Consider the following 25,270-nt stretch of genomic DNA (forward strand, 5'->3'; position numbering starts at 1 on the left):
GGCGCAGTAGCCTGATCCCCATGCGCCCCGTCACCGACCTGCGTCGAACCGACAAGCCCTTCGAGGTGGTCAGCCAGTACACGCCCAGTGGCGACCAGCCCACCGCCATCAATGAGCTCGCCGAGCGCCTGAGCGCGGGGGAGAAGGACATCGTCCTTCTCGGCGCCACCGGCACCGGGAAGTCCGCCACCACCGCCTGGCTCGTGGAGAGGGTGCAGCGCCCCACCCTCATCCTGGAGCCGAATAAGACACTGGCCGCTCAGATGGCCGCCGAGTTCCGCGAGCTCCTGCCGAACAACGCGGTGGAGTACTTCGTCTCCTACTACGACTACTACCAGCCCGAGGCCTACGTCCCGCAGACGGACACCTTCATCGAGAAGGACTCCTCCATCAACGACGAGGTCGAGCGACTGCGCCACAGCGCCACGAACTCCCTGCTCACGCGCCGCGACGTCGTCGTGGTCTCCTCGGTGTCCTGCATCTACGGCCTGGGCACGCCCCAGGAGTACGTCGACCGGATGACCCCGTTGAGCGTGGGCGACCAGATCGACCGCGACGAGCTCCTGCGCCGCTTCGTCGGCATGCAGTACACGCGCAACGACATCGACTTCACGCGAGGCACCTTCCGGGTGCGCGGGGACACCGTCGAGATCATCCCCATGTACGAGGAGCTGGCGATCCGCATCGAGTTCTTCGGCGACGAGATCGAGTCCCTGGCCACCCTCCACCCCGTCACGGGCGACGTCATCGCCCCCGCCGAGCAGGTGTTCGTCTTTCCCGCCTCCCACTACGTGGCCGGGCCGGAGCGCATGAACCGCGCCATCGAGGGCATCGAGGCCGAGCTCGCCGAGCGCCTGGCCGTCTTCGAGCGCGACGGCAGGCTCCTCGAGGCCCAGCGCCTGCGCATGCGCACCACCTACGACCTGGAGATGATGCGCCAGATCGGCATGTGCTCGGGCATTGAGAACTACTCGATGCACATCGACGGGCGCAGCCCCGGCACCCCGCCCAACACGCTGCTCGACTACTTCCCCGAGGACTTCCTCCTCGTCATCGACGAGTCGCACGTGACCGTCCCCCAGATCGGCGCCATGCACGAGGGCGACGCCTCCCGCAAGCGCACCCTCGTCGACCACGGCTTCCGCTTGCCCAGCGCCCTGGACAACCGGCCCCTGACCTTCAAGGAGTTCGAGAACCGCATCGGCCAGACCGTCTACCTGTCCGCCACCCCCGGCGACTACGAGACGCGGCGCTCCGACGGCGTCGTCGAGCAGATCATCCGTCCCACCGGGCTCGTGGACCCCAGGATCGTCGTCAAGCCGACCCAGGGGCAGATCGACGACCTCCTGGAGGAGGTGCGCCAGCGGGTCGACAAGGACGAGCGCGTCCTGGTCACCACGCTCACCAAGCGCATGGCGGAGGACCTGACCACCTACCTGGCGGAGCGCGGCGTGCGCGTGGAGTACCTGCACTCCGACGTCGACACCCTGAGGCGCGTCGAGCTCCTGCGTGAGCTCCGGCAGGGCCGCTTCGACGTCCTCGTCGGCATCAACCTGCTCCGCGAGGGCCTGGACCTGCCCGAGGTCTCGCTGGTGTCCATCCTCGATGCCGACAAGGAGGGCTTCCTGCGCTCCACGAGGTCCCTCATCCAGACCATCGGCCGCGCGGCGCGCAACGTCTCCGGCGAGGTCCACATGTACGCGGACACCACCACCCCGGCCATGGCTGAGGCCATCGAGGAGACCGAGCGCCGCCGCGCCCTCCAGCTCGCCTACAACGAGGCCAACGGCATCGATCCCCAGCCCCTGCGCAAGAGGATCGCGGATGTGACCGACATGCTCGCCCGGGAGGAGGTCGACACCCAGGAGCTGCTCGCGGGCGGGTACCGGGGGCATGAGGAGGCCTCGGCGCGGAAGGGCCGCAGGAAGGCGGCCGAGGCCACGGTCCGCGAGCGCCTCGCCGGAGCGGCGCAGGGCGATCTCGTCGCTCTCATCAACGAGCTCACTGACCAGATGCGCGCGGCCGCGGTTGACCTCCAGTTCGAGCTCGCGGCGCGGTTGCGCGATGAGATCCAGGATTTGAAGAAGGAGCTGCGCGCCATGCGCGAGACGGGCTGACCCGTCGGCGGCAATGGGACCGCAACGACCCGGGGGCAACGGGGTCGAGGCGAAGACCCTCGGGAGGCGCGGAGGGCTCGCGGGACGGTAACAAAATATTCGCGATATGCGGGAATGTTGGGTATCATCCGCGTAGGCGTGGGCCCTGCCCGCCTCCTCAATCTCGTTCTGCTGCTCCCTGACGGCTTCCCCTCCAACGGAAGAGCACGCCCCTCCCATGAGCAGTCCCGCGCTGGCGGCAGTGAGACCGCCCTCACGCGCTCCCAGGCTCCCGCGGTTCGTACCGCATCTCCTCATCCTCACCGTGATCGCGTTGATCACGATTCTTCTCATCCCCGGGCCGATCGCCACGACGGGGGCCCGGATGTGGCGGATCGGCGCCGCCATTCTCGCGCTCGCCCTCGTGATGACGCGTCGCAAGCAGCCCCGGATCGACGACCGGGACCTCGACCACATCCTCGCCGCGGGTGGCCTCGCCACCGCCGTGTGGATCATCGCGCAATGGGACACCGCGACGCATCCGACCGCCGCGGTTCTCGCCGCCATATCGATGGGCCTGGGTCTGGCGGTGTGGGTCGTGGGAACCCGGGAGGCCTCCTGGCTCGCCCCCGCGATCGTGCCCCTGGTCCTCAGCCTCGTCCCCTCCCTCGGCTCGGCGGTGCTCGGGATGATCGCGCTGGCGCTGTGCTGCCTGGCCTCCCTGGCCCTCGTCGTGGCCAACGGATTCGCCCCGCGCGGGCAGTTCCAGCGGATCGTGCCCGCGCGACTCGTCTTCCCCGCGCTCGCCACCTTCGCCGTCGCCGCTGTTGCCAGGGGGTGGATCGCGTGAGCAACGTGAGCCTCCTGCCGAGGAGGGAACGGCGCATCCTCGATCTTCCGGAGCCGCTGGAGCTCGCGGGCCAGGAGGAGCGGGCGCTCGAAGCTCGCCTGCTACGGCCTGTCGGAGGCGGCTCCCGGGTACTCCGCCAGGGGGGTGCTGGTCGCGTGGCAGAGAGCCGTCCTGGTCGGAGTGATCGCCCTCGTCATCATCGGCCTCGTGTTCGTTCCGCGGGCCACCGGGATCACCGTCGTCGCGATCATCACGATCGTCTACGCCATCGCGCTGGTCTACCGGCTCGCCCTGTTCCAGCTGGGCGCCAAGGGCGGCCACGTGGTCACGGTGAGCGACGAGGAGGCGCGGGCCGTGCCCGACGCCGAGCTGCCCAGGTACACCGTGCTCGTCCCGGTGTTCCACGAGCCCCTGCTCGGAGAGCTCGTAGCGAGGCTGGAGCGCCTGGAGTACCCGCGCCACCTGCTCGACGTCCGCCTCCTCCTGGAGGCCGACGACGAGCAGACCAACGCCGCCGCCGGGATCGCCCTGGGGCGGCACATGAGGATCGTCCGAGTGCCCGCCCATGAGCCGCGCACGAAGCCGAAGGCCTGCAACTACGGCTTCCTCACCTCCGAGGGCGGCATGTGCACGATCTACGACGCCGAGGACTCGCCCGATCCCCTCCAGCTGCTGCGCGCCGTCGTCGCCATGAGGAGGCTCGGGCCCCGCTACGCCTGCGTCCAGGCCCGGCTGGGCTTCTACAACGCCGACCAGAACCTCCTCACCCGCTGGTTCGCGCTCGACTATGGATCATGGTTCGGCAACCTCCTGCCCGGGCTCGTCGCGCTCGGCGCGCCGATCCCACTGGGCGGCACCTCCAACCACTTCCGCTCCGACGTGCTGCGGCAGGTCGGAGCCTGGGACCCCTGGAACGTCACCGAGGACGCCGATCTGGGGCTGCGCCTGGCCCGCGCCGGCTACCACGTGGGGGTCCTCGACTCGGGCACGGGGGAGGAGGCCAACCCCGACGCCATCAACTGGGTCCGCCAGCGCTCCCGCTGGTACAAGGGCTACCTGCAGACCTTCCTCGTCCACGTGCGCAGGCCCGGGCTCGTCGGCCGCCAGCTCGGCGCGAGGGGCATGGTCGGCCTCGTCATCTTCATCGCGGGAACGCCGCTGCTCTCGGCGCTCAACGGGTTCTTCTGGGCTCTGACGATCGTGTGGTTCACCTCTCACAACCCGGCTGTGGCCGCCCTGTTCCCACCCGCCGTCTACTACCTGGGCATGGCGAGCCTCGTCCTCGGCAACCTCGCCGTGCTCTACATGGGGCTGTTCACCGCCCGGCAGATGGAGCGCCCGGGGCTCCTCATCCCCGCGCTCCTCATGCCGCTGTACTGGATCCTCATGTGGCTGGCCGCGCTCAAGGCGGTGCTGCAGCTCATCACGGCGCCCTCCTACTGGGAGAAGACCGCGCACGGCCTGCACAAGGCGCGAAGCCCCCAGCCCGGGCAGCAGGCCGAGGGGGTGGCGGCATGAGCGGGCGCCGTCGCGATCCCGCCAGGACGAGGCGGCGGAGGATCGAGGCGGGCGTCGTCGCCACGGCGCTCGTCCTCTACCTCGGGGTGGGCTGGTGGCTCAGTGCCCACGACCTCATCTTCCCCGATTCCATGAGCCGCGTCGCCAACGGCTACTACACGATGCACAGCCGGGATCCGCACCTGGCCGCCATCGGCTTCGTGTGGAACCCGCTGCCCTCGCTGGCCGTCATCCCCCTCCTCCTGCTCACGCCGATCTGGCCGGCGCTGGCCTCCAAGGCCGTGGCGGGGTGCCTCGTGTCCGCGGCGTGCGGGGCGGTCGCGGTGGGACTCATGCGCCGCCTGCTGGGGGTCCTGGGGGCCCGTGGCACCACGAGCCTCCTGCTCACCGCCGCCTTCGCCCTCCATCCCCTGGTGCTGCTCAGCGCGGCGACGGGCGCCAGCGAGGCCATGCTCGTTCTGATCTTCGTGCTCATCGCCCTGCGGCTCGCGTCGTGGCTGGACGATCCCAAGCCCTGGCTGCTGGTCCAGGTCGGGGTGGGCGCCGGGATCGCCTACCTCGTGCGCTACGAGGCGCTGGCGGCGGGCGCGGCCACCGCCGTGCTCGTGGCAGGAGCCTCGTGGTTGCGCTTCCGCGGGCGGAAGGGCGCCGGCGGGGCCCTCGGCATCGCCTGCCTCGACGTCGCGCTGGTCATCGCGCCCATCGTGGCGGCGTTCGGCCTGTGGGCGCTGGCGAGCAGGATCGTCGTCGGCTCCTGGCTGGAGACCTTCACCTCCCAGTACGGCAACTCGGCGCAGGTTGGGACCTTCCGGGCCTCCATCGATGGCATCGTCGGGACGGGCGGCGCCGCGCAGCTGACCTATGTCTCCGAGCAGCTGCTCCGCACGGCGCCGTTGGCGATCCCCCTGACGATCATCGCCCTGGTCGTGGCCTGGCGGCGCCGGGAGCCGGCCCTCCTCGCCCCTGTGTTCGTCTTCGGATCGGTCCTGCTGTTCCAGAACCTCGCCTTCCTGCGGGGGTTGTCCTTCGGATGGATCCGTTTTCAGATCTGCGCCGTGCCGCTGGCCGTGGTCGCCGCCGGCTACCTCGTCGCGGCGGTGGGCAGCGGCGCGCGCGGGTGGCGGGCTCGGCGGGCCCTCGTGGTCGGCCTCGTGGGCGCGGTGGTGCTGGCGCTCCCCCTCGCCTGGGTCACGGAGGGCGACCCCCGCTTGGCTCGCGAGGAGGCCTTGGCGCGCGAGGTCGCCGCCGGCGGCCAGTACGGGGTGGAGGCCGCTATCGCCCGGGACATCAAGGGCATGGGGCTCGGCGAGGGGGCGGTCATCACCGATGTCGCCTACTCATTCCCGATCGTCCTCGCCTCCCAGGAGCCCACGGTCTTCACCATCACCACCGACCGCGACTTCGAGGATCGCCTGGCGGATCCCCACGGCTCCTCTGCCCCCTACGTGCTTATCAGCGCCCCGGACAGTGCTCCCGCGGACGCGGTGGACAGGGCTTATCCGGGCATGTGGGAGAACGGCGCCGGCGTGGCCACCCTGGTCAGGGAGTGGAAGGACGGCCGCGACCTCACCTGGCGCCTCTACCGCTTCGACGGCGCCTGAGGGCGTGGGGCCCGGCTCGGTCGAGGCGATCCTCGCCCCTCCCGCCGCGGCGTGATGACCGCATCCAGCACCGCTGGCCGCGCTGAGCGCCGCAGGGTGCTCCCTGGCGCGGATCACACGACCGAGGCGCGATCGACTCGCGACCCGTGGTGGCCGGGCCGCTAGACTGCGAGGCGCAACCGCACATGTCGGAGGGGAGTACTCCCACCAACGGCGGCGTCGTCATCACGGCGGACCAGCGGCCCAGGCCGCCGGCCCCCGGCGCCGCAGGCCAGTCGCCCCGCGAGCCGGGAGCGATGCTGGCGGGAGGAGACCTTCGGTACTCGAGTCCGTACCGGAGGTACCCGCGTGGATGTCCACTCCCTCGGATGGCTGGCGCTCGCCGCCGTTATCCTCACCATGATCGCCATCGACATCGTCGGGCACGTGCGCACCCCCCATGAGCCCACGATGAGGGAAGCCGCCTGGTGGTCCCTCGCCTACATCGCCGTGGCCGTCGTCTTCGGCGGCATCGTCTGGGCCATCTGGGGCGGCCGCTACGGGGGCGAGTACTTCGCCGGCTACATCGTCGAGAAGTCCCTGAGCGCCGACAACCTCTTCGTCTTCGTCATCATGATCGCCGCCTTCCGGGTGCCCAGGAAGTACCAGCAGGAGGTACTGCTGGCGGGCATCGTCATCGCGCTCGTGCTCCGCCTCATCTTCATCCTCGTCGGCGCCGCCCTCATCGAGAGCTTCTCCGCGATCTTTTACCTCTTCGGGGCCTGGCTCATCTGGACCGCGATCTCCCAGGCGCGCGAGGGCGTCGAGGACCCCGACGACCACGGCGCCGACGACTACGAGCCGTCCCGCTTCGTGCGGCTCGTGGCCCGGGTGATCCCCATGACCGATGGATTCGTCGGCGGAAAGGTGCTCCACCGTCACGGCGGGAGGACCATGATCACCCCCATGGCGCTGTGCATCATCGCGATCGGTACCGCCGACGTCGTGTTCGCCGTCGACTCCATCCCCGCGATCTACTCCCTGACCGCTGAGCCCTTCCTCGTGTTCGCCGCGAACGCCTTCTCCCTGCTGGGCCTGAGGCAGCTCTACTTCCTCATCGACGGCCTCCTCGACCGCCTCGTCTTCCTGCACTACGGCCTGGCCGCCATCCTCGGCTTCATCGGCCTCAAGCTCATCAACCACGCCCTGCATGAGAACGAGGTCGGCCTCATCAACGGCGGCGAGCACTGGGAGGCCATCCCCGAGCCATCCATCCCCGTCTCGCTCGGCTTCATCGTCGTCGTCATCCTCATCACCGTCATCGCCTCCGTCCTCGCCTCCAAGCGCCAGTCCCGCGAGGACGCCGCCGAGGGCCCCGCCGAGCGGGAGAAGGTCGCGTGGTGAGAGCCTCCGGCACCGAGGCCGTCGGCGGCCTGAGCGGGGAGGAGGTCGCCGCGCGCGTGAGAGACGGCCTCACCAACGCGTACGAGGAGACCACCTCCCGCGCCGCGTGGGACATCCTGCGCGCCAACGTCCTGACGATCTTCAACGCGATCCTCGGCGCCGCGCTCGTCCTCATCCTCCTCATCGGGCACTGGGCTGATGCCCTGTTCGGCTTCGTGCTCCTCCTCAACACCTCCACCGGCACCATCGCCGAGATCCGCGCCAAGCGCGCCCTCGACCGCCTCGCCGTCCTGGAGGCGCCCCGCGCCCATGCCGTCCGAGACGGCGCCGAGAGCGAGATCGACGTCGCCGATGTCGTCCTCGACGACCTGCTCCGCCTGCGCTCGGGAGAGCAGATCCCCGCCGATGGAACCATCCTGTCCACCGACGGCCTTGAGGTCGACGAGTCGATCCTCACCGGGGAGTCCGACCCCGTCCGGCCCCAGGAGGGCGGGCGGGTCCTGTCCGGCACCACCGTGACGGCCGGCTCCGCGCTCATGCGCGCCACCGCCGTCGGCGCGCAGGCCTACGCCCACCGGCTCGCCCGCGAGGCCCGCCAGTTCTCCACCGTGCGCTCCGAGCTTCCAGGACGGCACCAACCGGGTCCTCACCTGGATCTCCTGGGTCATCGTGCCCGTGGCGCTCCTGCTCATCTGGTCCCAGATGCGCCAGGCCGGGGGGCTGGCCGCCGCCATCGAGTCAGGCGCATGGCGCCCCGCGATGGTCGCCGGCATCGCGGGGGTCGTCGGCATGGTCCCCCAGGGGCTCGTCCTGCTCACCAGCGTCAACTTCGCCACGGCCTCCCTCAAGCTCGCCCGCCAGAAGGTCCTCGTCCAGGAGCTCCCCGCCGTGGAGGTCCTGGCCCGGGTCGACACGCTCTGCCTGGACAAGACCGGAACGATCACCACCGGCCGCATCGCCCTGCGCGATGTCACCGCCCCCGACGGCGGGCCGGCCGACCCGGCCGCCCTCGCCGCGCTCGACGCCCTCGCCGCCGGCGGCGACGCCAACGCCACCGCCCTGGCCCTGCGCGAGGGCCTGCCCGGCATGGGGCCCGCCCGCGTCGCCGCCCCGGTGAGCGAGGGTCTCATTCCCTTCTCCTCCCGGCGCAAGTGGTCCGCTGTCGTGATCGAAGGGACCACCTGGATCATGGGCGCCCCCGAGATCGTCCTCGGCGCCTGCCCCGACGATGCCCCGCACCGGTCCCTCGCCCTCGAGCAGGCCCGCGAGGAGGCTGCCACCGGCGCCCGCGTCGTCGCCCTCGCCCGCTCCGAGCAGGCCTGCGGCCAGAGCGGCGCGGACCACGCGCTGCCCAGCGGCCTGCGCCCGGCCGCCCTCGTCATGCTCGCCGAGCAGGTCCGCCCCGACGCCCCCGAGACCCTCTCCTACTTCCGGGCCCAGGGCGTCGATGTCAAGGTCATCAGCGGGGACAACCCGGTCACCGTCGCCGCCGTCGCGCGGGCCGCCGGCATCACCCGCCCCGACGGCGAGGAGCTCACCGTCCTCGACGCCCGTGAGCTGCCCACCACCGCGGAAGACCCCGCCGACCTGGAGCGCCTCGCCGACGCCGTCGCCGACGCCCAGGTGCTCGGCCGCGTAGTCCCCGAGCAGAAGAAGGCCCTCGTCGCCGCCCTCCAGGCGCGCGGGCGCACCGTGGCCATGACCGGCGACGGCGTCAACGACGCCCTCGCCCTCAAGCACGCCGACCTCGGCATCGCCATGGGCAACGGCGCGCCGGCCACCAAGGCCGTGGCTCGCCTCGTCCTGCTCACCGGCAGGTTCTCCGCCCTGCCCGGGGTCGTCGCCGAGGGGCGGCGCGTCATGGCGAACACCGAGCGCATCGCCTCGCTGTTCCTGTCCAAGACCGTCTACGCCTCCCTCATCGCCGTCGCTGTCGCGATCACGGCGATCCCCTACCCGTTCCTGCCCCGGCAAGCTCACCATCGTCTCCTCCCTGACCATCGGCGTGCCGGCGTTCGTCCTGGCGCTCGCGCCGACCAACCAGCGCTACCGCGCCGGGTTCCTCTGGCGGGTGCTCACCCTGGCCGTGCCCGCGGGCGTCGTCGCGGGGGCGGGGACGCTGGCCGCGCGCGCCTGGCTGTGGGGGGCGGCGCTGCCGCGCGAGCAGATCACCTCCGGCACCACCCTCGTTCTCGTCGCGGCGGGCCTGGCCCTCCTCACCCTCACCGCGCGCCCGCTCCTGGGGTGGCGGCTCGGGCTCGTGGCCCTCATGGGAGCGCTGGCGGTGCTCGGCGTCGTCATCCCGCCGGTGCGCCGCTTCTTCCTCCTGGCCTGGCCGACCGGCACGACATGGCTGATCGTCGTCGCCATGGCGGCGGTCGTCATCGCGGGCATGGAGGCGGTCCACGTGGCGCGCCGCCGCGCCCGCTCGCGGGGCTGAACCACTCGATCAGGCGGTCGCCCCTGCTCGTCCCGCGCGGCAGGAGCCTGCCCGTGATCGGGCTGGGCCGGGCGGGCTAGGAGCCCTTGGGGGCAATGATCATGCGATCCCGCCGATGACGGGGTTCCACTCGCGCGGGGCGCGCTCGGCGATGAGCCCGGCCTGCTGGAAGGGATCGTCCTCGAGGAGGGCCAGGGCGCCGTCGGCGTCCTCGGCGCGCACGATGATGAGGGCCTTGCTGGTGCCCGTGTAGGGGCCCGCGGCGATGAGGCGGCCCTGATCGGCGAGGGCCCCGTTGAAGGCGCGGTGGCTCGGGCGGATGGCGGACAGCTCCTCGTCCCGGCCGGTGGCGTAGGTGTATTCGACGGCGAAGATCTTGCTCATGACGGCAGCCTATCCTCTCGGGGGCGCGCGCGTGAGCCGTGGCACAGGCCGGCCCTGGCGTGGCGAGTCGAACACATGTACGACATCGGCCTGCGCCTAGACTCGCGCCCGTGAACGACACCCTCATCATCCGTGGAGCCCGCGAGCACAACCTCAAGGGCGTCAGCCTCGACCTGCCCCGCGACAAGATGATCGTCTTCACCGGCCTGTCCGGCTCCGGCAAGTCCTCCCTCGCCTTCGACACGGTGTTCGCCGAGGGCCAGCGGAGGTACGTGGAGTCGCTGTCCTCCTACGCCCGGCAGTTCCTCGGCCAGATGGACAAGCCCGACGTCGACTTCATCGAGGGACTGTCCCCAGCGGTCTCCATCGACCAGAAGTCCACCTCCCGCAACCCCCGCTCCACCGTCGGCACCGTCACCGAGGTCTACGACTACCTGCGCCTCCTCTACGCGCGCGCCGGCATCCAGCACTGCCCCGTGTGCGACGCGGTCATCGCCTCCCAGACCCCCCAGCAGATCGTCGACCGCGTCCGCTCCCTGCCCGAGGGGACGCGCTTCCAGGTCCTCGCGCCCGTGGTGCGCGGCCGGAAGGGCGAGTACGCCGACCTCTTCGAGGAGTTGCGCTCGCGCGGCTTCAACCGGGTGCGGGTCGACGGCGGCACCCACCGCCTCGACGCCCCGCCCGAGCTGTCCAAGCGCCTCAAGCACGACATCGAGGTCGTCATCGACCGGCTCGTCGTCCGCGAGGGCATCCGGGGGCGCCTCACCGACTCCGTGGAGACGGCCCTCGGCCTGGCTGACGGCATCGTCATCATCGAGGAGGTCGACCGCGACGAGGACGACCCCGCCCGCCTCCACCGCTACTCCGAGAAGCGCGCCTGCCCCAACGAGCACCAGCTCGCCCTGGACGAGATGGAGCCCCGGACCTTCTCCTTCAACGCCCCCTACGGCGCCTGCCCCGAGTGCACCGGCATCGGCGTGCGCCTCGAGGTGGACCCCGACCTCGTCGTCCCCGACGAGGAGCTCACTCTCGCCGAGGGCGCCGTCGCCCCCTGGACCATCCACCAGAAGCACTTCAACCGGACCCTGTCCGCGCTCGGCGCCGAGCTCGGCTTCGACATCAACACGCCTTGGCGAGCCCTTCCCGAGCGCGCCAAGGACGCGATCCTGCGCGGCAGGGACTACGAGGTCAAGGTCACCTACCGCAACCGGTGGGGACGCGAGCGCGTCTACTCCACCGGCTTCGAGGGCGTCCTCAACTACGTCATGCGCAAGCACGATGAGACCGAGTCCGAGTGGTCGAAGGAGCGCTACCAGGGCTACATGCGGGAGGTGCCCTGCCCCGTCTGCTCCGGCACGCGCCTCAAGCCCGAGGTCCTCGCCGTGCGCGTGGGGGGCAGGTCCATCGCCGAGCTCTGCGACCTTCCCGTGGGGGAGTGCCGGGACTTCCTCGCCGGCCTGGAGCTCACCGGCCAGGCCAAGCGGATCGCCTCCTCCGTGCTCACCGAGATCAACGCCCGCCTGGGCTTCCTCGTCGATGTCGGATTGGACTACCTCAGCCTCTCGCGCGGCGCCGCCACCCTCTCCGGTGGCGAGGCCCAGCGCATCCGCCTGGCCACCCAGATCGGCTCCGGGCTGGTCGGCGTCCTCTACGTCCTCGACGAGCCCAGCATCGGCCTGCACCAGAGGGACAACGCCCGCCTCATCGAGACCCTCTCCCGGCTGCGCGACCTGGGCAACACGCTCATCGTCGTCGAGCACGACGAGGACACCATCCGCTCCGCCGACTGGATCGTCGACATCGGGCCCGGGGCGGGGGAGAAGGGTGGCGAGGTCATCCACTCGGGCGAGCTCGCCGGCCTTCTGGAGGCCGAGGGCTCCTGCACGGGCGACTATCTCGCCGGGCGCCGCCGCATCCCGATCCCGCCCTCCCGTCGGCTCGTTGACAAGAAACGGCAGGTGACTGTTGTCGGCGCGCGGGAGAACAACTTGAAGGACGTCACCGTCGCCTTCCCCCTGGGCGTGCTCACCGCCGTCACCGGGGTCTCAGGCTCCGGCAAGTCCTCCCTGGTCAACTCCATCCTCTTCCAGGTGCTCGCCAACCGGCTCAACCGCGCCCACGGCGTGCCCGGGCGCCACAAGACGGTGCGCGGCCTCGAGCAGCTCGACAAGGTCGTCCACGTCGACCAGTCGCCCATCGGCCGCACGCCGCGCTCGAATCCCGCCACCTACACCGGCGTGTGGGACCACATCCGTAAGATCTTCGCCGCCGTGCCCGAGTCGAAGGTCCGCGGCTACGGGCCCGGCCGCTTCTCCTTCAACGTCAAGGGCGGGCGCTGCGAGTCCTGCAAGGGCGACGGCACCCTCAAGATCGAGATGAACTTCCTCCCGGACGTCTACGTCCCCTGCGAGGCGTGCCACGGGGCCCGGTACAACCGCGAGACCCTCGAGATCCGCTACAAGGACCGCACCGTCGCCGACGTGCTCGATATGACGATCGAGCGCGCCGCCGAGTTCTTCTCCTCCACCCCCATCATCTCCCGGCACCTCAGCACCCTCGTGGAGGTGGGGCTCGGCTACGTGCGCCTGGGGCAGGCGGCCACCACGCTGTCCGGCGGGGAGGCCCAGCGCGTCAAGCTCGCCACCGAGCTCCAGCGCCGCTCGACCGGCCGCACCATCTACGTCCTGGACGAGCCGACGACCGGCCTGCACTTCGAGGACATCCGTAAGCTCCTGGAGGTGCTCCAGGGACTCGTCGACAAGGGCAACACCGTGGTGGTCATCGAGCACAACCTCGACGTCATCGCCAATGCCGACTGGGTCATCGACATGGGTCCTGAAGGTGGCAAGGGCGGTGGCACCGTGGTGGCCACGGGCACCCCCGAGCAGCTCACGGAGGTGGCGGGGTCCCACACGGGCGCGTTCCTCGCCGAGGTGCTCCAGCGGCGCCGCTGCTGACGCGGCGGGGGAGGGGCCCGGGGACCGTTCGCGAGGCCTCCGCGGGATCTCCTTGGTGAGCCCTCCCCGAGGAATCGCGCCGGGGTCGTCGGCCCGGGGCTCTAGCCCGGCACGCTCTCAGGCCCCAGCGCCTCCCGCAGCTCTTCGAGCAGCTGGCGCAGCCGCTCCGTGGAGCGACTGCCCAGTCCCAGGACGATCCCCGGCCAACCATCCCGTCCCTCGACCGACCAGTAGGAGCCCAGGCCCTCGACGCCGAGCCCCGCCGCCCGGGCCCTCGCCACGGCGGCGGCCTCATCGGCGCCCGGAGCCAGCGGCACGACGGCGTGCAGCCCGCCCTCCATGGGCGTGCCGGAGGGGAAGACCTCGAGGAACACCCCGCGCCTCCTCCGGTCGAGGCGGCGGGCCCTGGCCGCGTGGCGGCGCAGGCCGTCCTGGCGGAGGTAGCGGGTCATCGCGTCCTGGACGATCCCGGACACAGGGACGCAGCGCTGGGCGACGTCGTCGACGAGCCCCTCGGGGACGACGGCCCAGCCGAGCCCCAGGGCGGGGGTGAGGCTGGGCGAGAACGACCCCAGCAGCGCCACAGGCCCCTCCACCCCCGAGGCGAGCAGCGGCGCCGGCGCCTCATGGAGCTCGGCGTCGAAGTCGTCCTCGATGAGCAGCGTTCCGCTTGACGAGGCCGCGGCCAGGAGCGCGTGGCGCCGTACCGCTGGCATGCGCCCACCGGTGGGGAACTGGTGGTTCGGGGTGAGGAGCGCCGCCTCGACCCCCTCCAGCGACTCGGGCCGCGCGCCGTCGGCGTCCATGGCCAGGGGCCGCGCGCGCCACCCCAGCAGGCCGGGGATGGCGCGAAGGGAGGGGTAGCCGGGGTTCTCGATGCCGATCCTCCCCGCGGCGCGCAGGGCGGAGAGGATGAGTCGCAGACCATCACGGGCTCCAGCGGTGACGAGGATCCGATGGGGATCGATCGTGACGCGCCTGGTCAGGCGCATGTGCTCAGCCAGGAGCGCGCGCAGCTCCTCCGATCCCCGCGGCGGATGGGGCCGAGGATCGGCCGCGGCGGCGCGCCAGGCCGCCCGCCACAGCGCCGATGTCACGTCCGAGGCGTCCGGCGCCCCCGGCCTCAGCGCGGATGGGCCGGGGGGCGCGGCGGTCGACCGAGCCCTGGACGCGGTGGGCGAGGCGGGCCGGGGGAGTACGGGGTCGACGCGCGTGCCCCCATGCGTCGCCATGAGGTAGCCCTCGCCGATGAGCTGCTCGTAGGCGGCCACGACGCTGCCTCGGGAGACTCCCAGGTCGGCGGCCAGCCGGCGGGAGGACGGGAGCCGGTCGCCCGGCGCGAGAAGGCCGGAGGTGATCCGCTGGTGGATATCGGCGACGATCCGCTGCGGCACCGACCTCCCCGCGACCGGCCGCTCCGGCCCCGGCCGCCCGGGAAGCCCCGGGGGCGACCCGGAGGGCTTCTCCCGCCGCGCCCGGGCCGCGGGCGCCCGTCGATTCGGAGTCATGACCGCAAGGATAGCGGTGGTCCATGAGAATCGTTCAGATGTGGACTCATCGATGGGCCACGCGAGCAAGGAGGATCGCGCCATGACCACCATCACAAGCGCCTCGCTCCCCGCCGTCCCCCCAGTGCCCGCCCCCACGACCGGCTCCCCACTCGTCAAGCGCGGCCTGGCCGACATGCTCAAGGGCGGCGTCATCATGGACGTCGTCACACCTGAGCAGGCGGTCATCGCCGAGCAGGCGGGCGCCGTCGCCGTCATGGCGCTCGAGCGCGTGCCGGCGGACATCCGCGCCCAGGGGGGCGTGGCCCGCATGTCCGACCCGGATCTCATCGCGGGCATCATCGACGCCGTCTCGATCCCCGTCATGGCCAAGGCCCGCATCGGGCACTTCGTCGAGGCCCAGGTCCTTCAGCACCTCGGCGTGGACTACATCGACGAGTCCGAGGTGCTCTCCCCGGCCGACTACGCGAACCACATCGACAAGCAGTCCTTCACCGTCCCCTTCGTCTGCGGCGCCACCAACCTCGGGGAGGCCCTGCGCCGCATCGCCGAGGGCGCTGCCATGATCCGGTCCAAGGGCGAGGCCGGAACCGGCGACGTCTCCGAGGCCACCCGGCACATCCGCGCGATCAAGGCCGAGATCGCCCGCTTGCGGGGCCTGCCCGCCGACGAGCTGTACGTCGCTGCCAAGGAGCTGCGCGCCCCCTACGAGCTCGTGGCCGAGATGGCGCGCACCGGCGCCCTCCCCGTGGTGCTGTTCACCGCCGGGGGGATCGCGACCCCGGCCGACGCCGCCATGATGATGCAGCTCGGCGCTGATGGCGTATTCGTGGGCTCGGGGATCTTCAAGTCCGGGGACCCGGCCGCCCGCGCCGCCGCCATCGTGCGCGCCACCGCCGCCTACGACGACCCAGCCGTCATCGCCGAGGTCTCCCGGGGCCTGGGCGAGGCGATGGTCGGCATCAATGTGGCCGACCTGCCCGCGCCCCACCGCCTGGCGGAGCGCGGCTGGTGAGCCGGCGCGTCGGCATCCTCGCCCTCCAGGGAGGGGTGGTTGAGCACGCTCGGATGGTGGAGGGGCTGGGGAGCGAGGCGGTCCCCGTGCGCCGCGCCGGCGACCTGGCCCGCCTGGACGCGCTCATCCTGCCCGGAGGCGAGTCCACCGCCCTCCTGCGCCTGCTCGCCGCCTTCGACCTCACGGAGGCCCTTGTCGACACCGCTCGGGCGGTGCCGACCCTGGGCACCTGCGCCGGCCTCATCCTGCTCGCGCGCCTGGGCGCGCTGGACGTCGACGTGGAGCGCAACGCCTTCGGCCCTCAGGTGGACTCCGCCGAGGCCGTCCTGCCCTGGCGCGGCGGGCAGGTGCGGGCCGCCCTCATCCGGGCGCCGCGCATCACCCGCGTGGGGGAGGGCGTGGAGGCGCTGTCCACGTGGACGGATCCGAGGCGGCCGGATGAGGAGCCCAGCGTCGTCGGCGTCGAGCGGATCGGCGCGGGCGGGCGGATCATCGGGGTCGCCTTCCATCCCGAGCTCACGGGGGACACCACCGTCCACAGCGAGCTGCTCGCCTGAGGCCGCGCCCCGTCCGAGTTCCTTCGGGCGTGGCCAGCGGCTGCTGGAGCGCCGATTGGCATCGCTCCCATTCGGGCGGTCGCGCGGGTAGGCTCTGGCGCATGAGCGAGAGCGGATTGCGAGCGGCGCGGGAGAAGATGCGGCAGGGCGGGGCGGCCCCGGAGGCCATCGACGTCTTCACCCACTACTACGAGGAGCTGGAGGCCGGCGCCACCGGTCTCATCCCCGAGAGCACGATCGAGCCGCTGACCTCCATCGACTCCATTGACGACGTCGAGATCAGCGACGAGGACGCGCGTGAGGCCCTGTCGCGCACGGTCCTCATCAAGCTCAACGGGGGGCTCGGCACCTCGATGGGGATGAGCCGCGCCAAGAGCCTGCTGCCGGTGCGCGACGGCAAGTCCTTCCTCGACCTCCTCGTGGGGCAGGTGGAGGCAGCCCGCGCCAAGCACGGCGCCACCCTGCCGCTCATCTTCATGGACTCCTTCCGCACCCGAGAGGACACCCTGGCCGCGCTGGAGCGTCACCCAGGGATCGCCGTCGACGGCCTGCCGCTCGACTTCCTCCAGAACCGCGTCCCGAAGATCCGGCAGGACGACCTCGAGCCGGTCGAGTGGGAGGCCGACCCCTCCCTGGAGTGGTGCCCCCCGGGGCACGGCGACATCTACACCGGCCTCGTGGCCTCCGGCGTGCTCGACGCCCTCATCGAGCGCGGCTACAAGTACGCGATGACGTCGAACGCGGACAACCTGGGCGCGGCTCCCTCGGCCCGCATCGCCGGGTGGTTCGCCGCCTCCGGCGCCCCCTACGCCCCGGAGATGTGCCGCCGCACGCCGGCGGACGTCAAGGGCGGGCACCTGGCGGTGCGCAAGTCCGATGGGCGCATCATCCTGAGGGACACCGCGCAGACGCCGGCCGATGAGATGCGCTACTTCACCGACCAGTTCCGCCACCCCTTCTTCCACACGAACAACATCTGGCTCGACCTGGAGGTCCTGCGCGCCACGCTCTTCGAGAGGAGGGGCATCCTGGGCCTGCCGCTCATCCGCAATGAGAAGACCGTGGACCCCTCTGACGCCTCCTCAACGCCGGTCTACCAGCTGGAGACGGCGATGGGCGCGGCGGTCGAGGCCTTCGAGGGCGCCACCGCCGTGGAGGTGCCGCGCAGCCGATTCCTGCCGGTCAAGACGACGAACGACCTCCTCCTCGTGCGTTCGGACGTGTACGAGGTGGATGAGGACGGCCTGCTGCGCATGGTCTCCGAGACCTCCTGCACCGTTGACCTCGACCCGCGCTACTACAAGAGGATCCAGGACTTCGAGGCGCGGTTCCCCGGCGGGGTGCCCTCGATCCGGGGAGCGCGGACGCTGACGGTGCGCGGCGACTGGACCTTCGGCGAGGGCGTCGTGGCCTCCGGTGACGCCGTCGTGACGGAGGAGGGCTCACCTGGTTTCATCGCCGATGGGGCGAGGATCTGAGGGAGACGCGAGTGAGGCGCTCCGCTCGGTGAGAACGGCGCCACTCGGCGTGGTGGGCGATACTGGAATCGAACCAGTGACCTCCTCGGTGTGAACGAGGCGCTCTAACCCCTGAGCCAATCGCCCGATGCCCGCACAGACTAGCCAGAACCGGGCGCCTCCGGCAAACGGGGGGCCGGTGAGGTGAGTCACCGCGATGTCATTTGCGTGGGCGCGGAGGTGTGGTGATATGGTTGCGCAGCACCGAGCGATCCGGCCTTGAGTCGGGGAGAGCGGGCAGTCATGCGGATGTGGCTCAGTTGGTAGAGCATCACCTTGCCAAGGTGAGGGTCGCGGGTTCGAGTCCCGTCATCCGCTCCGAGGAGCCGGGCGGCCACCCAGCCCCCAGCATCTCACTGGTGGGTTGGCCGAGAGGCTAGGCACCGGCCTGCAAAGCCGTTTACACCGGTTCGAATCCGGTACCCACCTCGGGCGATTGGCGCAGCGGTAGCGCGCTTCCCTGACACGGAAGAGGTCACTGGTTCGAACCCAGTATCGCCCACTCGCAGCCCATCCCGCCCGGACCCGACGGTCCGGGTTTTTCTGTCCGTCCCCGGGCTGCGGGAGTGAGGCACCGGCCATGGCAGACCCCTCGACGTACCGGCCCGCCGCGGGCGAGATCCCTACGTCACCCGGCGTCTACCGCTTCCTCGATCCCGAGGGCCGCGTCATCTACGTCGGCAAGGCCAAGAACCTGCGAGCGCGCCTGGGCAACTACTTCCAGGACCTGGCGGCCCTGCACCCGCGCACCCAGAAGATGGTGACCACCGCCTGCGCCGTCGAGTGGACCGTCGTGGCCACCGAGGTGGAGTCCCTCGCCCTGGAGTACTCCTGGATCAAGGAGTTCAACCCGCGCTTCAACGTCATGTACAAGGACGACAAGTCCTACCCCTATCTCATGATCTCCCTGGGTGAGGAGTTCCCCCGCGCCCAGGTGGTGCGCGGGGCGCGCAAGCGCGGGGCCCGGTACTTCGGCCCCTACGTCCAGGCCTGGTCCATCCGCGACACCCTCGACCAGCTCCTGCGCGTCTTCCCCGTGCGCTCCTGCTCCGCCGGTGTCTTCCGGCGCGCCAGGACCGCCGGACGCCCCTGCCTCCTGGGGTACATCGACAAATGCTCCGCCCCCTGCGTCGGCCGCGTCTCCGCCCCCGACCACCGGGCCCTCGCTGAGGACCTCTGCTCCTTCCTCGCCGGCCGCACCGGGCCCTATCTGCGCGAGGTCGAGGCCCAGATGCGCGCCGCCGCCGGCGCGCTCGACTTCGAGAAGGCCGCCCGCCTGCGCGACGACGCCGCCGCGCTGCGCAAGGTCATCGAGCGCAATGCCGTGGTCCTGCCCGACGCCACCGACGCCGACGTGTTCGGCCTCGTGCGCGACGAGCTCACCGCCGCCGTCCAGGTCTTCCACGTCCGCGGCGGGCGCATCCGTGGCCAGCGCGGCTGGGTCATCGACACCCCGGACGACGCCACGGACTCAGACCTCATCGAGCGCCTCATCCAGCAGGTCTACGCCGACCTCCTCGACCCCGGGGACACCGGCGCTCTCGGGCGATCGCCGGCCGGCTCGGGGGCCGCCCCCGCCGCTCCCAGCGGGCCCGTCTCCGGTCCCACCACCTCCGTCGGCGTCGGGCGCGCGCCCGCCTCCCCGGCCCCGCGCGCCCGACGCGAGGACGAGCCCGTCCCCAGGCGAGCCGATGCCGCGGCCACCAGCGTCGACGACGTCGCCCACGCCTCCACCACCGCCGTGCCCCGCGAGGTGCTCGTCCCCGTCCTACCCGATGACGCCCCCGCCGTGAAGGCCTGGCTCTCTGGGCTGCGCGGCGCCGCCGTCGACCTGCGCGTCCCCGCCCGAGGGGACAAGGCGGCCCTCATGGAGACCGTGCGCAAGAACGCCGAGGAGGCCCTGCGGCTCCACAAGACCCGGCGGGCCGGCGATCTCACTCAGCGCTCCGCCGCCCTCGACGAGCTCGCCGAGGCCCTCGACATGTCCGAGGCGCCCCTGCGCATCGAGTGCTACGACATCTCCCACACCCAGGGCACCCACCAGGTCGGCTCCATGGTGGTCTTCGAGGACGGCGCCCCCCGCAAGTCCGACTACCGCCGCTTCATCATCCGCGGCGAGGACGGCGGTGGCGCGGCCGATGACACCGCCGCCATGAGCGAGGTCCTCACCCGGCGCTTCAAGCGGCTCCTCGCCGAGCAGGGCCGGAGCACGGCGGAGCTGAGCGCGACGGAGGCCGCCGAGCAGGTCGAGGACGCCGAGGGCGTCGCCGTCGTCTCCGGGCCCATCGATCCCGGGACGGGGCGGGCCAAGCGCTTCTCCTACGCGCCCGGCCTCGTCGTCGTCGACGGCGGGCTGCCGCAGGTCGGGGCGGCCCGCGCCGCCCTGGACGAGCTCGGCATCGACACCCCGATCGTCGGCCTGGCCAAACGCCTGGAGGAGATCTGGATCCCCGGTGACGAGTTCCCCGTCATCCTCCCGCGCACCTCGCCCGCGCTCTACCTCCTTCAGCACCTGCGCGACGAGTCCCACCGCTTCGCCATCACCCACCATCGGGCCAGGCGCTCCGCCGGCATGACCCGCTCCGCGCTCGACGACGTCCCCGGCCTCGGGCCCGCCCGCCAGGCCGCGCTCCTCAAGGCCTTCGGATCGGTCAAGCGCCTGCGCGCCGCCAGCGTGGAGCAGATCGCCGGCGTCAAGGGCATCGGCCCGGCGCTCGCCGCCGCCATCCACGAGCGCCTGGGCGGCAGGGGCGAGTCGGCGGGATGAGGCCGGGCGACGAGCGCGCCGTCGACGTCGATCAGGAGGATCCTGGTCGTGGCCGGGATGCCCATGCCCCCTCCTCCTTCGGTGTGATGTCCGGCATGCGAGGGCGCCCTTGACGCACCAAGAGCGATCCTCCTAGCGTTGCTCATGGGCAGATAGCCCACCAGGATTGTGACCCTCCGGGGGCAAGACCTGAGACGCCTCACGCCGGTCGCGTGATGAGCGCCTCGGGTCTTTTTTGTTGCCTTCGCGCGGATCACGGGAAGGCAAGGAGGCTCTTCGTGGCAAAAGTCGATTACGCGGCAATGGCGCCGGACCTGCTCGAGCGGATCGGGGGAGGGGAGAACGTCTCCGCGCTCTCCCACTGCGCCACCCGCATGCGATTCGTCCTCAAGGACGCCTCCAAGGCGGACACCGACGCGGTCAAGCGCATGAGGGGCGTGATCACCGTGGTGCAGGCGGGCGGCCAGTACCAGGTGGTCATCGGCAATGACGTCCCGCTGCTCTTCGCCCAGATGCAGGCGCTCCTGCCGGGGCTCGACGCGGGCAAGGGCGATGACGATGACGCCCGGACGGCGCCGAGGCGCAACCCGCTGGACGCATTCATCGCCCTCGTCTCAGCGATCTTCTCCCCGGTGGTGTGGACCCTGGCGGCAACCGGCCTGTTCAAGGCCTTCCTCGCCATGTTCGCCACCTTCGGCTGGATCGACCGGGCCTCGGACACCTACACGGTTCTCAACGCGGCCGCCGACGCCTTCATCAACTTCCTCCCGATCGTGCTCGCGGTGACCGCGGCCAGGCACTTCAAGGCGAACCAGTTCACCGCGATGGCGATCGGAGGGGCGCTGGTCTACCCCTCGATCATCGCGATGAACGACGGCGGCTCCCACAGCTTCCTCGGCATCCCGCTGATCATCATGAGCTACACGTCCTCGGTGCTGCCCATCGTCGTGGCCGTGTGGGTGCAGAGCCATCTGGAGAGGGCCTGCGACCGGGTCATCCCCAGCGCCTTCCGCAACTTCATGACCCCTTGGATCACCGTGCTCGTCATGGTCCCCCTCACCCTGCTCACCATCGGCCCGCTCACCACCACCGTCGCCAACGGCATCGCCACGGGCGTCCAGTGGCTCTTCGTCCACTTCCCGCTCCTCGGCGGCATCGTCATCGGCGGGTTCTGGCGGGTCTTCGTCATGTTCGGCCTCCACTGGGGCCTCGTGCCCATCATGACCCAGGAGATCACCACCAACGGTTACTCCCTCATCTACGGGCCCATCGAGGCGGCCGTCCTCGCGCAGGCCGCCGCCGGCCTCGCCGTCATGCTCCGCAGCCGCAACGCCGAGGTCCGCGAGCTCGCCGGCCCCGCCTCCCTGTCCGGATTCCTCGCGGGCGTGACCGAGCCGATCATCTACGGCATCAACCTGCCCCGGAAGCTCCCCTTCTACTTCGGCGTGCTCGGCGGCGCCGTCGGAGGGGCCATCGGGGCCCTCGCCGGAGGACGGGTCTCACAGGCAGGGGTCTTCCCCTCGCTCATCGCCCTGCCCGCCTACCTGGAGACCCCGCACTTCACCCTGTGGCTCATCGGCGTCATCGTCGCCGTCGCCATCGCCTTCACCCTCACCTTCATGTTCGGCGTGAAGGACAACGCCGATGCCGGGCCGGGGGAGCGGGCGGTCGGCGCCGCCGGGCCCGCCGCGACCACCGGCTCCAGCGCTGCCGCCGACGCCGAGCCCACCACCGCGCTCGTCGCCCCCGTCGGCGGCTCCGCCGTCCCGCTGGAGAGGGTCAAGGACCCGGTGTTCTCCTCGGGGGCGCTGGGCAACGGCGTCGGCATCGTCCCGGCCTCCGGCCACCTCTGCGCACCGGCAGCGGGGACGGTCATCACCGCCATGGAGACTGGGCACGCCTTCGGCATCAGGACCGGCGACGGCGTCGAGATCCTCATCCACGTGGGCATCGACACCGTCAACCTCAAGGGCGCGGGCTTCACGCCGCGCGTGGCCGTGGGGGACCGCGTGATCGCCGGCGACCCGCTCGTCGACGTCGACCTCGAGGCCGTGCGCGCCGCCGGCTATGACACCACCACTATCGTCGTGGTCACCTCCTCCGCCGGCCTGGGCGCCGTCGTGCCCATCGTCGACGGCGATGTGCGCGCGGGTGAGGCCATCGTCGAGATCGACCACTGACGCCCCGCCAGCAGACCATCCTCATCCGCGAACGACCAAGGAGACCAGAATGACAGGATCAACGACGTTCACGCCCCGATTCCCCGAGGGATTCCTCTGGGGAGGCGCCACCGCCGCCAACCAGGTCGAGGGCGCCTACGACGCCGACGGCAAGGGACTGTCCATCCAGGACGTCATGCCCAGGGGCATCGTCGCCCCTCGCACCGAGAGGCCGACCCCCGACAACCTCAAGCTCGAGGCGATCGACTTCTACCACCGCTACGCCGAGGACATCGCGCTGTTCGCCGAGATGGGCTTCAAGGTCTACCGCTTCTCCATCGCGTGGTCCCGCGTCTTCCCCCTCGGTGATGAGACCGAGCCCAACGAGGCGGGCCTGGCCTTCTACGACCGCGTCCTGGATGAGCTTCGAGAAGCACGGCATCGAGCCACTCGTCACCCTCAGCCACTACGAGACCCCGCTGCATCTCGCGGAGGCCTACGACGGCTGGACCGACCGGCGCCTCATCGGCTTCTACGAGCGCTACGCCCGCACAGTGATCGAGCGCTACGGCCACCGCGTCAAGTACTGGCTCACCTTCAACGAGATCAACTCCGTGCTGCACGAGCCCCTCCTGTCAGGGGGCATCAACACGCCCAAGGAGCGTCTCGCGCCCAAGGACCTCTACCAGGCGATCCACCACGAGCTCGTCGCCTCGGCGAGCGCCACGAGGATCGCCCACGAGATCAACCCCGATATCAAGGTGGGGTGCATGGTCATCGGCGTGCCGATCTACCCGCTGACCCCCGACCCGCGCGACGTTCTCACCTGCCTGGAGGCCGACCACGCCAACCTCGCCTTCTCCGATGTCCACGTGCGCGGCGAGTACCCCGGCTACCTCCTGCGGACCCTGGCCGACAAGGGCATCGAGCTCGACATCGCCGAGGGCGACCTGGCCACCCTCAAGGAGCACACGGTAGATTTCGTGTCCTTCTCCTACTACATGTCCGTGTGCGACACCGCCAACCCGGAGGGGGGCCACGGGCCGGGCAACATCATGGGCGGCGTGCCCAACCCGACCCTCAGCGCCTCGGAGTGGGGCTGGCAGATCGACCCGATCGGCCTGCGCATCATCCTCAACCAGTTCTGGGACCGCTGGGGCAAGCCGCTGTTCGTCGTCGAGAACGGGCTGGGGGCAAAGGACGAGCTCATCGAGGGCCCCGACGGGCCTACCGTCGAGGATGACTACCGCATCGCCTACATGAACGACCACCTCGTTCAGGTGGCCGAGGCCATTGCCGACGGCGTCGAGGTCATGGGCTACACCTCCTGGGGCTGCATCGACTGCGTCTCGGCCTCCACGGCCCAGATGTCCAAGCGCTACGGCTTCATCTACGTCGATCGCGACGACGACGGCGCGGGCAGCCTGGCGCGTTACCGCAAGAAGTCCTTCGGCTGGTACAAGGAGCTCATCGCGTCCAACGGGGCGACGCTCCGGGTGTCCGGCGGCTGACGACCGTTCCCGGGCCGGCCTCAGCGCCGGCCCGGGAACCACGGCCGGCGCGGGAAGGCCCCGGGCCGGGACCGGGGCTGTGGGGAGCGGACCGGTCTCGGTCCAGTTCTCGACCGGTCTCGATGGGAGGGGTGAGCGCGGTGTGGCAGACTCGGGGAGTGAGAATCCTGCGGGTGTTCAACAACAACGTCGTTCTGGCCCGTGATGCCCTGGGGCGGGAGGTCGTCGCCACGGGCCGGGGACTCGCCTTCGGGCGCAAGGCGGGCCAGGGCCTCGACGAGTCCCTCATCGCCCGCCGCTACGTCACCGCGCAGGACGCCGGCCTCGTGGGCCAGATGCTCTCCGAGATCCCGCTTGGCCGCATCACCCTCATCGAGGAGGTCTTCACCCGGGCGGTCAAGGACCTCGGGGCCACCATCACCTCGGCGGGCCTCATCGCCGTCGTCGACCACGTCCACCAGGCCCTCGAGCGCGCCCGGCGCGGCGAGCGGATGGACTACCCCCTACGTGCCGAGGTCGCCCACCTCCACCCCGAGGAACTGCGCCTGGCCGAGCGGATGGTGGCCGACCTCAACGCCTCCCAGGCCGTGCGCCTGCCCGACGGCGAGGCCTTCGCCCTCGCGCTCCACCTCTTCGCCGCCTCCACCGGGGCCGGCTCCCTCCAGGAGGCCGCGGCGCAGTCCCGGATCGTGGCCCGGGCGATCGAGCTGATCGACGGCGCCGCGCCCGACGGCATCGATCAGGGCTCCATCCACGCCGCCCGGTTCGCCACCCACTTGCGCTACTTCCTCGCCCGCGCGCGCACCGGCGCCCAGATCGACGATGGAACCGCCGATATCATCGCTGCGCCTCTGCGCGGGCGCTATCCCGACGCCTTCAGGCTCGCCGAGGAGGTGGCCTCCCTCCTCCAGGAGCGGATCGGGATCACGGTCCGGCCGGACGAGATCAGTTATCTGGCCATCCACATCGCACGGCTCCTCGACTCCTCCACCTCAGCGGGGCGGTAG

At 71.1% G+C, this 25,270-nt stretch carries 14 protein-coding genes, 4 tRNA genes and 2 pseudogenes; 17 read left to right on the plus strand and 3 right to left on the minus strand.

Going from position 1 to position 25,270, the window contains the following annotated elements; all coding sequences use genetic code 11:
- Positions 1-20: 20 nt before the first annotated feature.
- From uvrB to ABXS69_RS05825, 6 genes and pseudogenes are all read left to right on the plus strand, one after another.
- On the plus strand, positions 21-2,117 hold the full coding sequence (gene uvrB / locus ABXS69_RS05800) for an excinuclease ABC subunit UvrB (protein WP_366181543.1): 2,097 nt from the start codon (positions 21-23) through the stop codon (positions 2,115-2,117).
- Between the two features lie 304 nt (positions 2,118-2,421).
- Positions 2,422-2,946 (plus strand): hypothetical protein, encoded by a 525-nt coding sequence (locus tag ABXS69_RS05805; protein WP_366179832.1) that lies wholly within the window; start codon positions 2,422-2,424, stop codon positions 2,944-2,946.
- 180 nt (positions 2,947-3,126) lie between these two features.
- Positions 3,127-4,464, plus strand: a complete 1,338-nt coding sequence (locus ABXS69_RS05810; protein ID WP_366179833.1) for a glycosyltransferase family 2 protein — start codon at positions 3,127-3,129, stop codon at positions 4,462-4,464.
- Positions 4,461-6,065 (plus strand): ABC transporter, encoded by a 1,605-nt coding sequence (locus ABXS69_RS05815; protein WP_366179834.1) that lies wholly within the window; start codon positions 4,461-4,463, stop codon positions 6,063-6,065. Before ABXS69_RS05810 ends, ABXS69_RS05815 begins: the two co-directional genes overlap by 4 nt.
- Before the next feature lie 348 nt (positions 6,066-6,413).
- Complete coding sequence (locus ABXS69_RS05820; protein ID WP_366179835.1) at positions 6,414-7,448, plus strand: TerC family protein; 1,035 nt, start codon at positions 6,414-6,416, stop codon at positions 7,446-7,448.
- Positions 7,442-9,888, plus strand: a pseudogene (locus tag ABXS69_RS05825) (HAD-IC family P-type ATPase). Before ABXS69_RS05820 ends, ABXS69_RS05825 begins: the two are co-directional and overlap by 7 nt.
- Positions 9,889-9,987: 99 nt before the next feature.
- Here the strand turns inward: ABXS69_RS05825 and ABXS69_RS05830 are convergent.
- Complete coding sequence (locus tag ABXS69_RS05830) at positions 9,988-10,272, minus strand: YciI family protein (protein WP_366179836.1); 285 nt, start codon at positions 10,270-10,272, stop codon at positions 9,988-9,990.
- 110 nt (positions 10,273-10,382) lie between these two features.
- Between ABXS69_RS05830 and uvrA the strand changes: the two genes are divergently transcribed.
- A complete protein-coding gene (gene uvrA / locus ABXS69_RS05835) occupies positions 10,383-13,229 on the plus strand; it encodes an excinuclease ABC subunit UvrA (protein ID WP_366179837.1) in 2,847 nt (948 codons plus the stop codon).
- Between the two features lie 101 nt (positions 13,230-13,330).
- On the opposite strand, the gene ABXS69_RS05840 is transcribed toward uvrA, so the two are convergent.
- Positions 13,331-14,737, minus strand: coding sequence for a PLP-dependent aminotransferase family protein (locus tag ABXS69_RS05840; protein WP_366179838.1), 1,407 nt, complete (start codon positions 14,735-14,737; stop codon positions 13,331-13,333).
- 82 nt (positions 14,738-14,819) lie between these two features.
- Here ABXS69_RS05840 and pdxS point away from each other — a divergent pair, with 82 nt between their 5' ends.
- From pdxS to ABXS69_RS05855, 3 genes are all read left to right on the plus strand, one after another.
- Entirely contained in the window at positions 14,820-15,752 is a 933-nt protein-coding gene (gene pdxS, locus ABXS69_RS05845; RefSeq protein WP_366179839.1) for a pyridoxal 5'-phosphate synthase lyase subunit PdxS, read from the plus strand.
- Positions 15,749-16,309 carry a pyridoxal 5'-phosphate synthase glutaminase subunit PdxT gene (gene pdxT, locus ABXS69_RS05850; RefSeq protein ID WP_366179840.1) on the plus strand — a complete coding sequence of 187 codons (561 nt, stop codon included), beginning with the start codon at positions 15,749-15,751 and terminating at the stop codon, positions 16,307-16,309. The genes pdxS and pdxT overlap by 4 nt, the downstream gene beginning before the upstream one ends.
- 101 nt (positions 16,310-16,410) lie before the next feature.
- Complete coding sequence (locus tag ABXS69_RS05855; protein ID WP_366179841.1) at positions 16,411-17,787, plus strand: UTP--glucose-1-phosphate uridylyltransferase; 1,377 nt, start codon at positions 16,411-16,413, stop codon at positions 17,785-17,787.
- Positions 17,788-17,837: 50 nt separating this feature from the next.
- Here the strand turns inward: ABXS69_RS05855 and ABXS69_RS05860 are convergent.
- Positions 17,838-17,913 (minus strand) — tRNA-Val (locus ABXS69_RS05860).
- A gap of 158 nt (positions 17,914-18,071) precedes the next feature.
- On the opposite strand from ABXS69_RS05860, the gene ABXS69_RS05865 reads away from it, so the two are divergent.
- From ABXS69_RS05865 to ABXS69_RS05895, 7 genes and pseudogenes are all read left to right on the plus strand, one after another.
- Positions 18,072-18,144 (plus strand) — tRNA-Gly (locus ABXS69_RS05865).
- Positions 18,145-18,184: 40 nt separating this feature from the next.
- Positions 18,185-18,255 (plus strand) — tRNA-Cys (locus ABXS69_RS05870).
- Position 18,256: 1 nt separating this feature from the next.
- Positions 18,257-18,328, plus strand: a tRNA-Val gene (locus tag ABXS69_RS05875).
- Between the two features lie 78 nt (positions 18,329-18,406).
- On the plus strand, positions 18,407-20,593 hold the full coding sequence (gene uvrC, locus ABXS69_RS05880; protein ID WP_366179842.1) for an excinuclease ABC subunit UvrC: 2,187 nt from the start codon (positions 18,407-18,409) through the stop codon (positions 20,591-20,593).
- Positions 20,594-20,871: 278 nt separating this feature from the next.
- Positions 20,872-22,773, plus strand: coding sequence for a beta-glucoside-specific PTS transporter subunit IIABC (locus ABXS69_RS05885; protein WP_366179843.1), 1,902 nt, complete (start codon positions 20,872-20,874; stop codon positions 22,771-22,773).
- Positions 22,774-22,822: 49 nt separating this feature from the next.
- Positions 22,823-24,263: pseudogene (locus tag ABXS69_RS05890) on the plus strand (glycoside hydrolase family 1 protein).
- Positions 24,264-24,421: 158 nt separating this feature from the next.
- Positions 24,422-25,270: a PRD domain-containing protein gene (locus tag ABXS69_RS05895; RefSeq protein ID WP_366179844.1), complete on the plus strand. Its 849-nt coding sequence runs from the start codon at positions 24,422-24,424 to the stop codon at positions 25,268-25,270.

The organism is Actinomyces timonensis (assembly GCF_040702965.1).
In the GTDB taxonomy this organism is placed as follows: Bacteria; Actinomycetota; Actinomycetes; order Actinomycetales; family Actinomycetaceae; genus Actinomyces; species Actinomyces timonensis_A.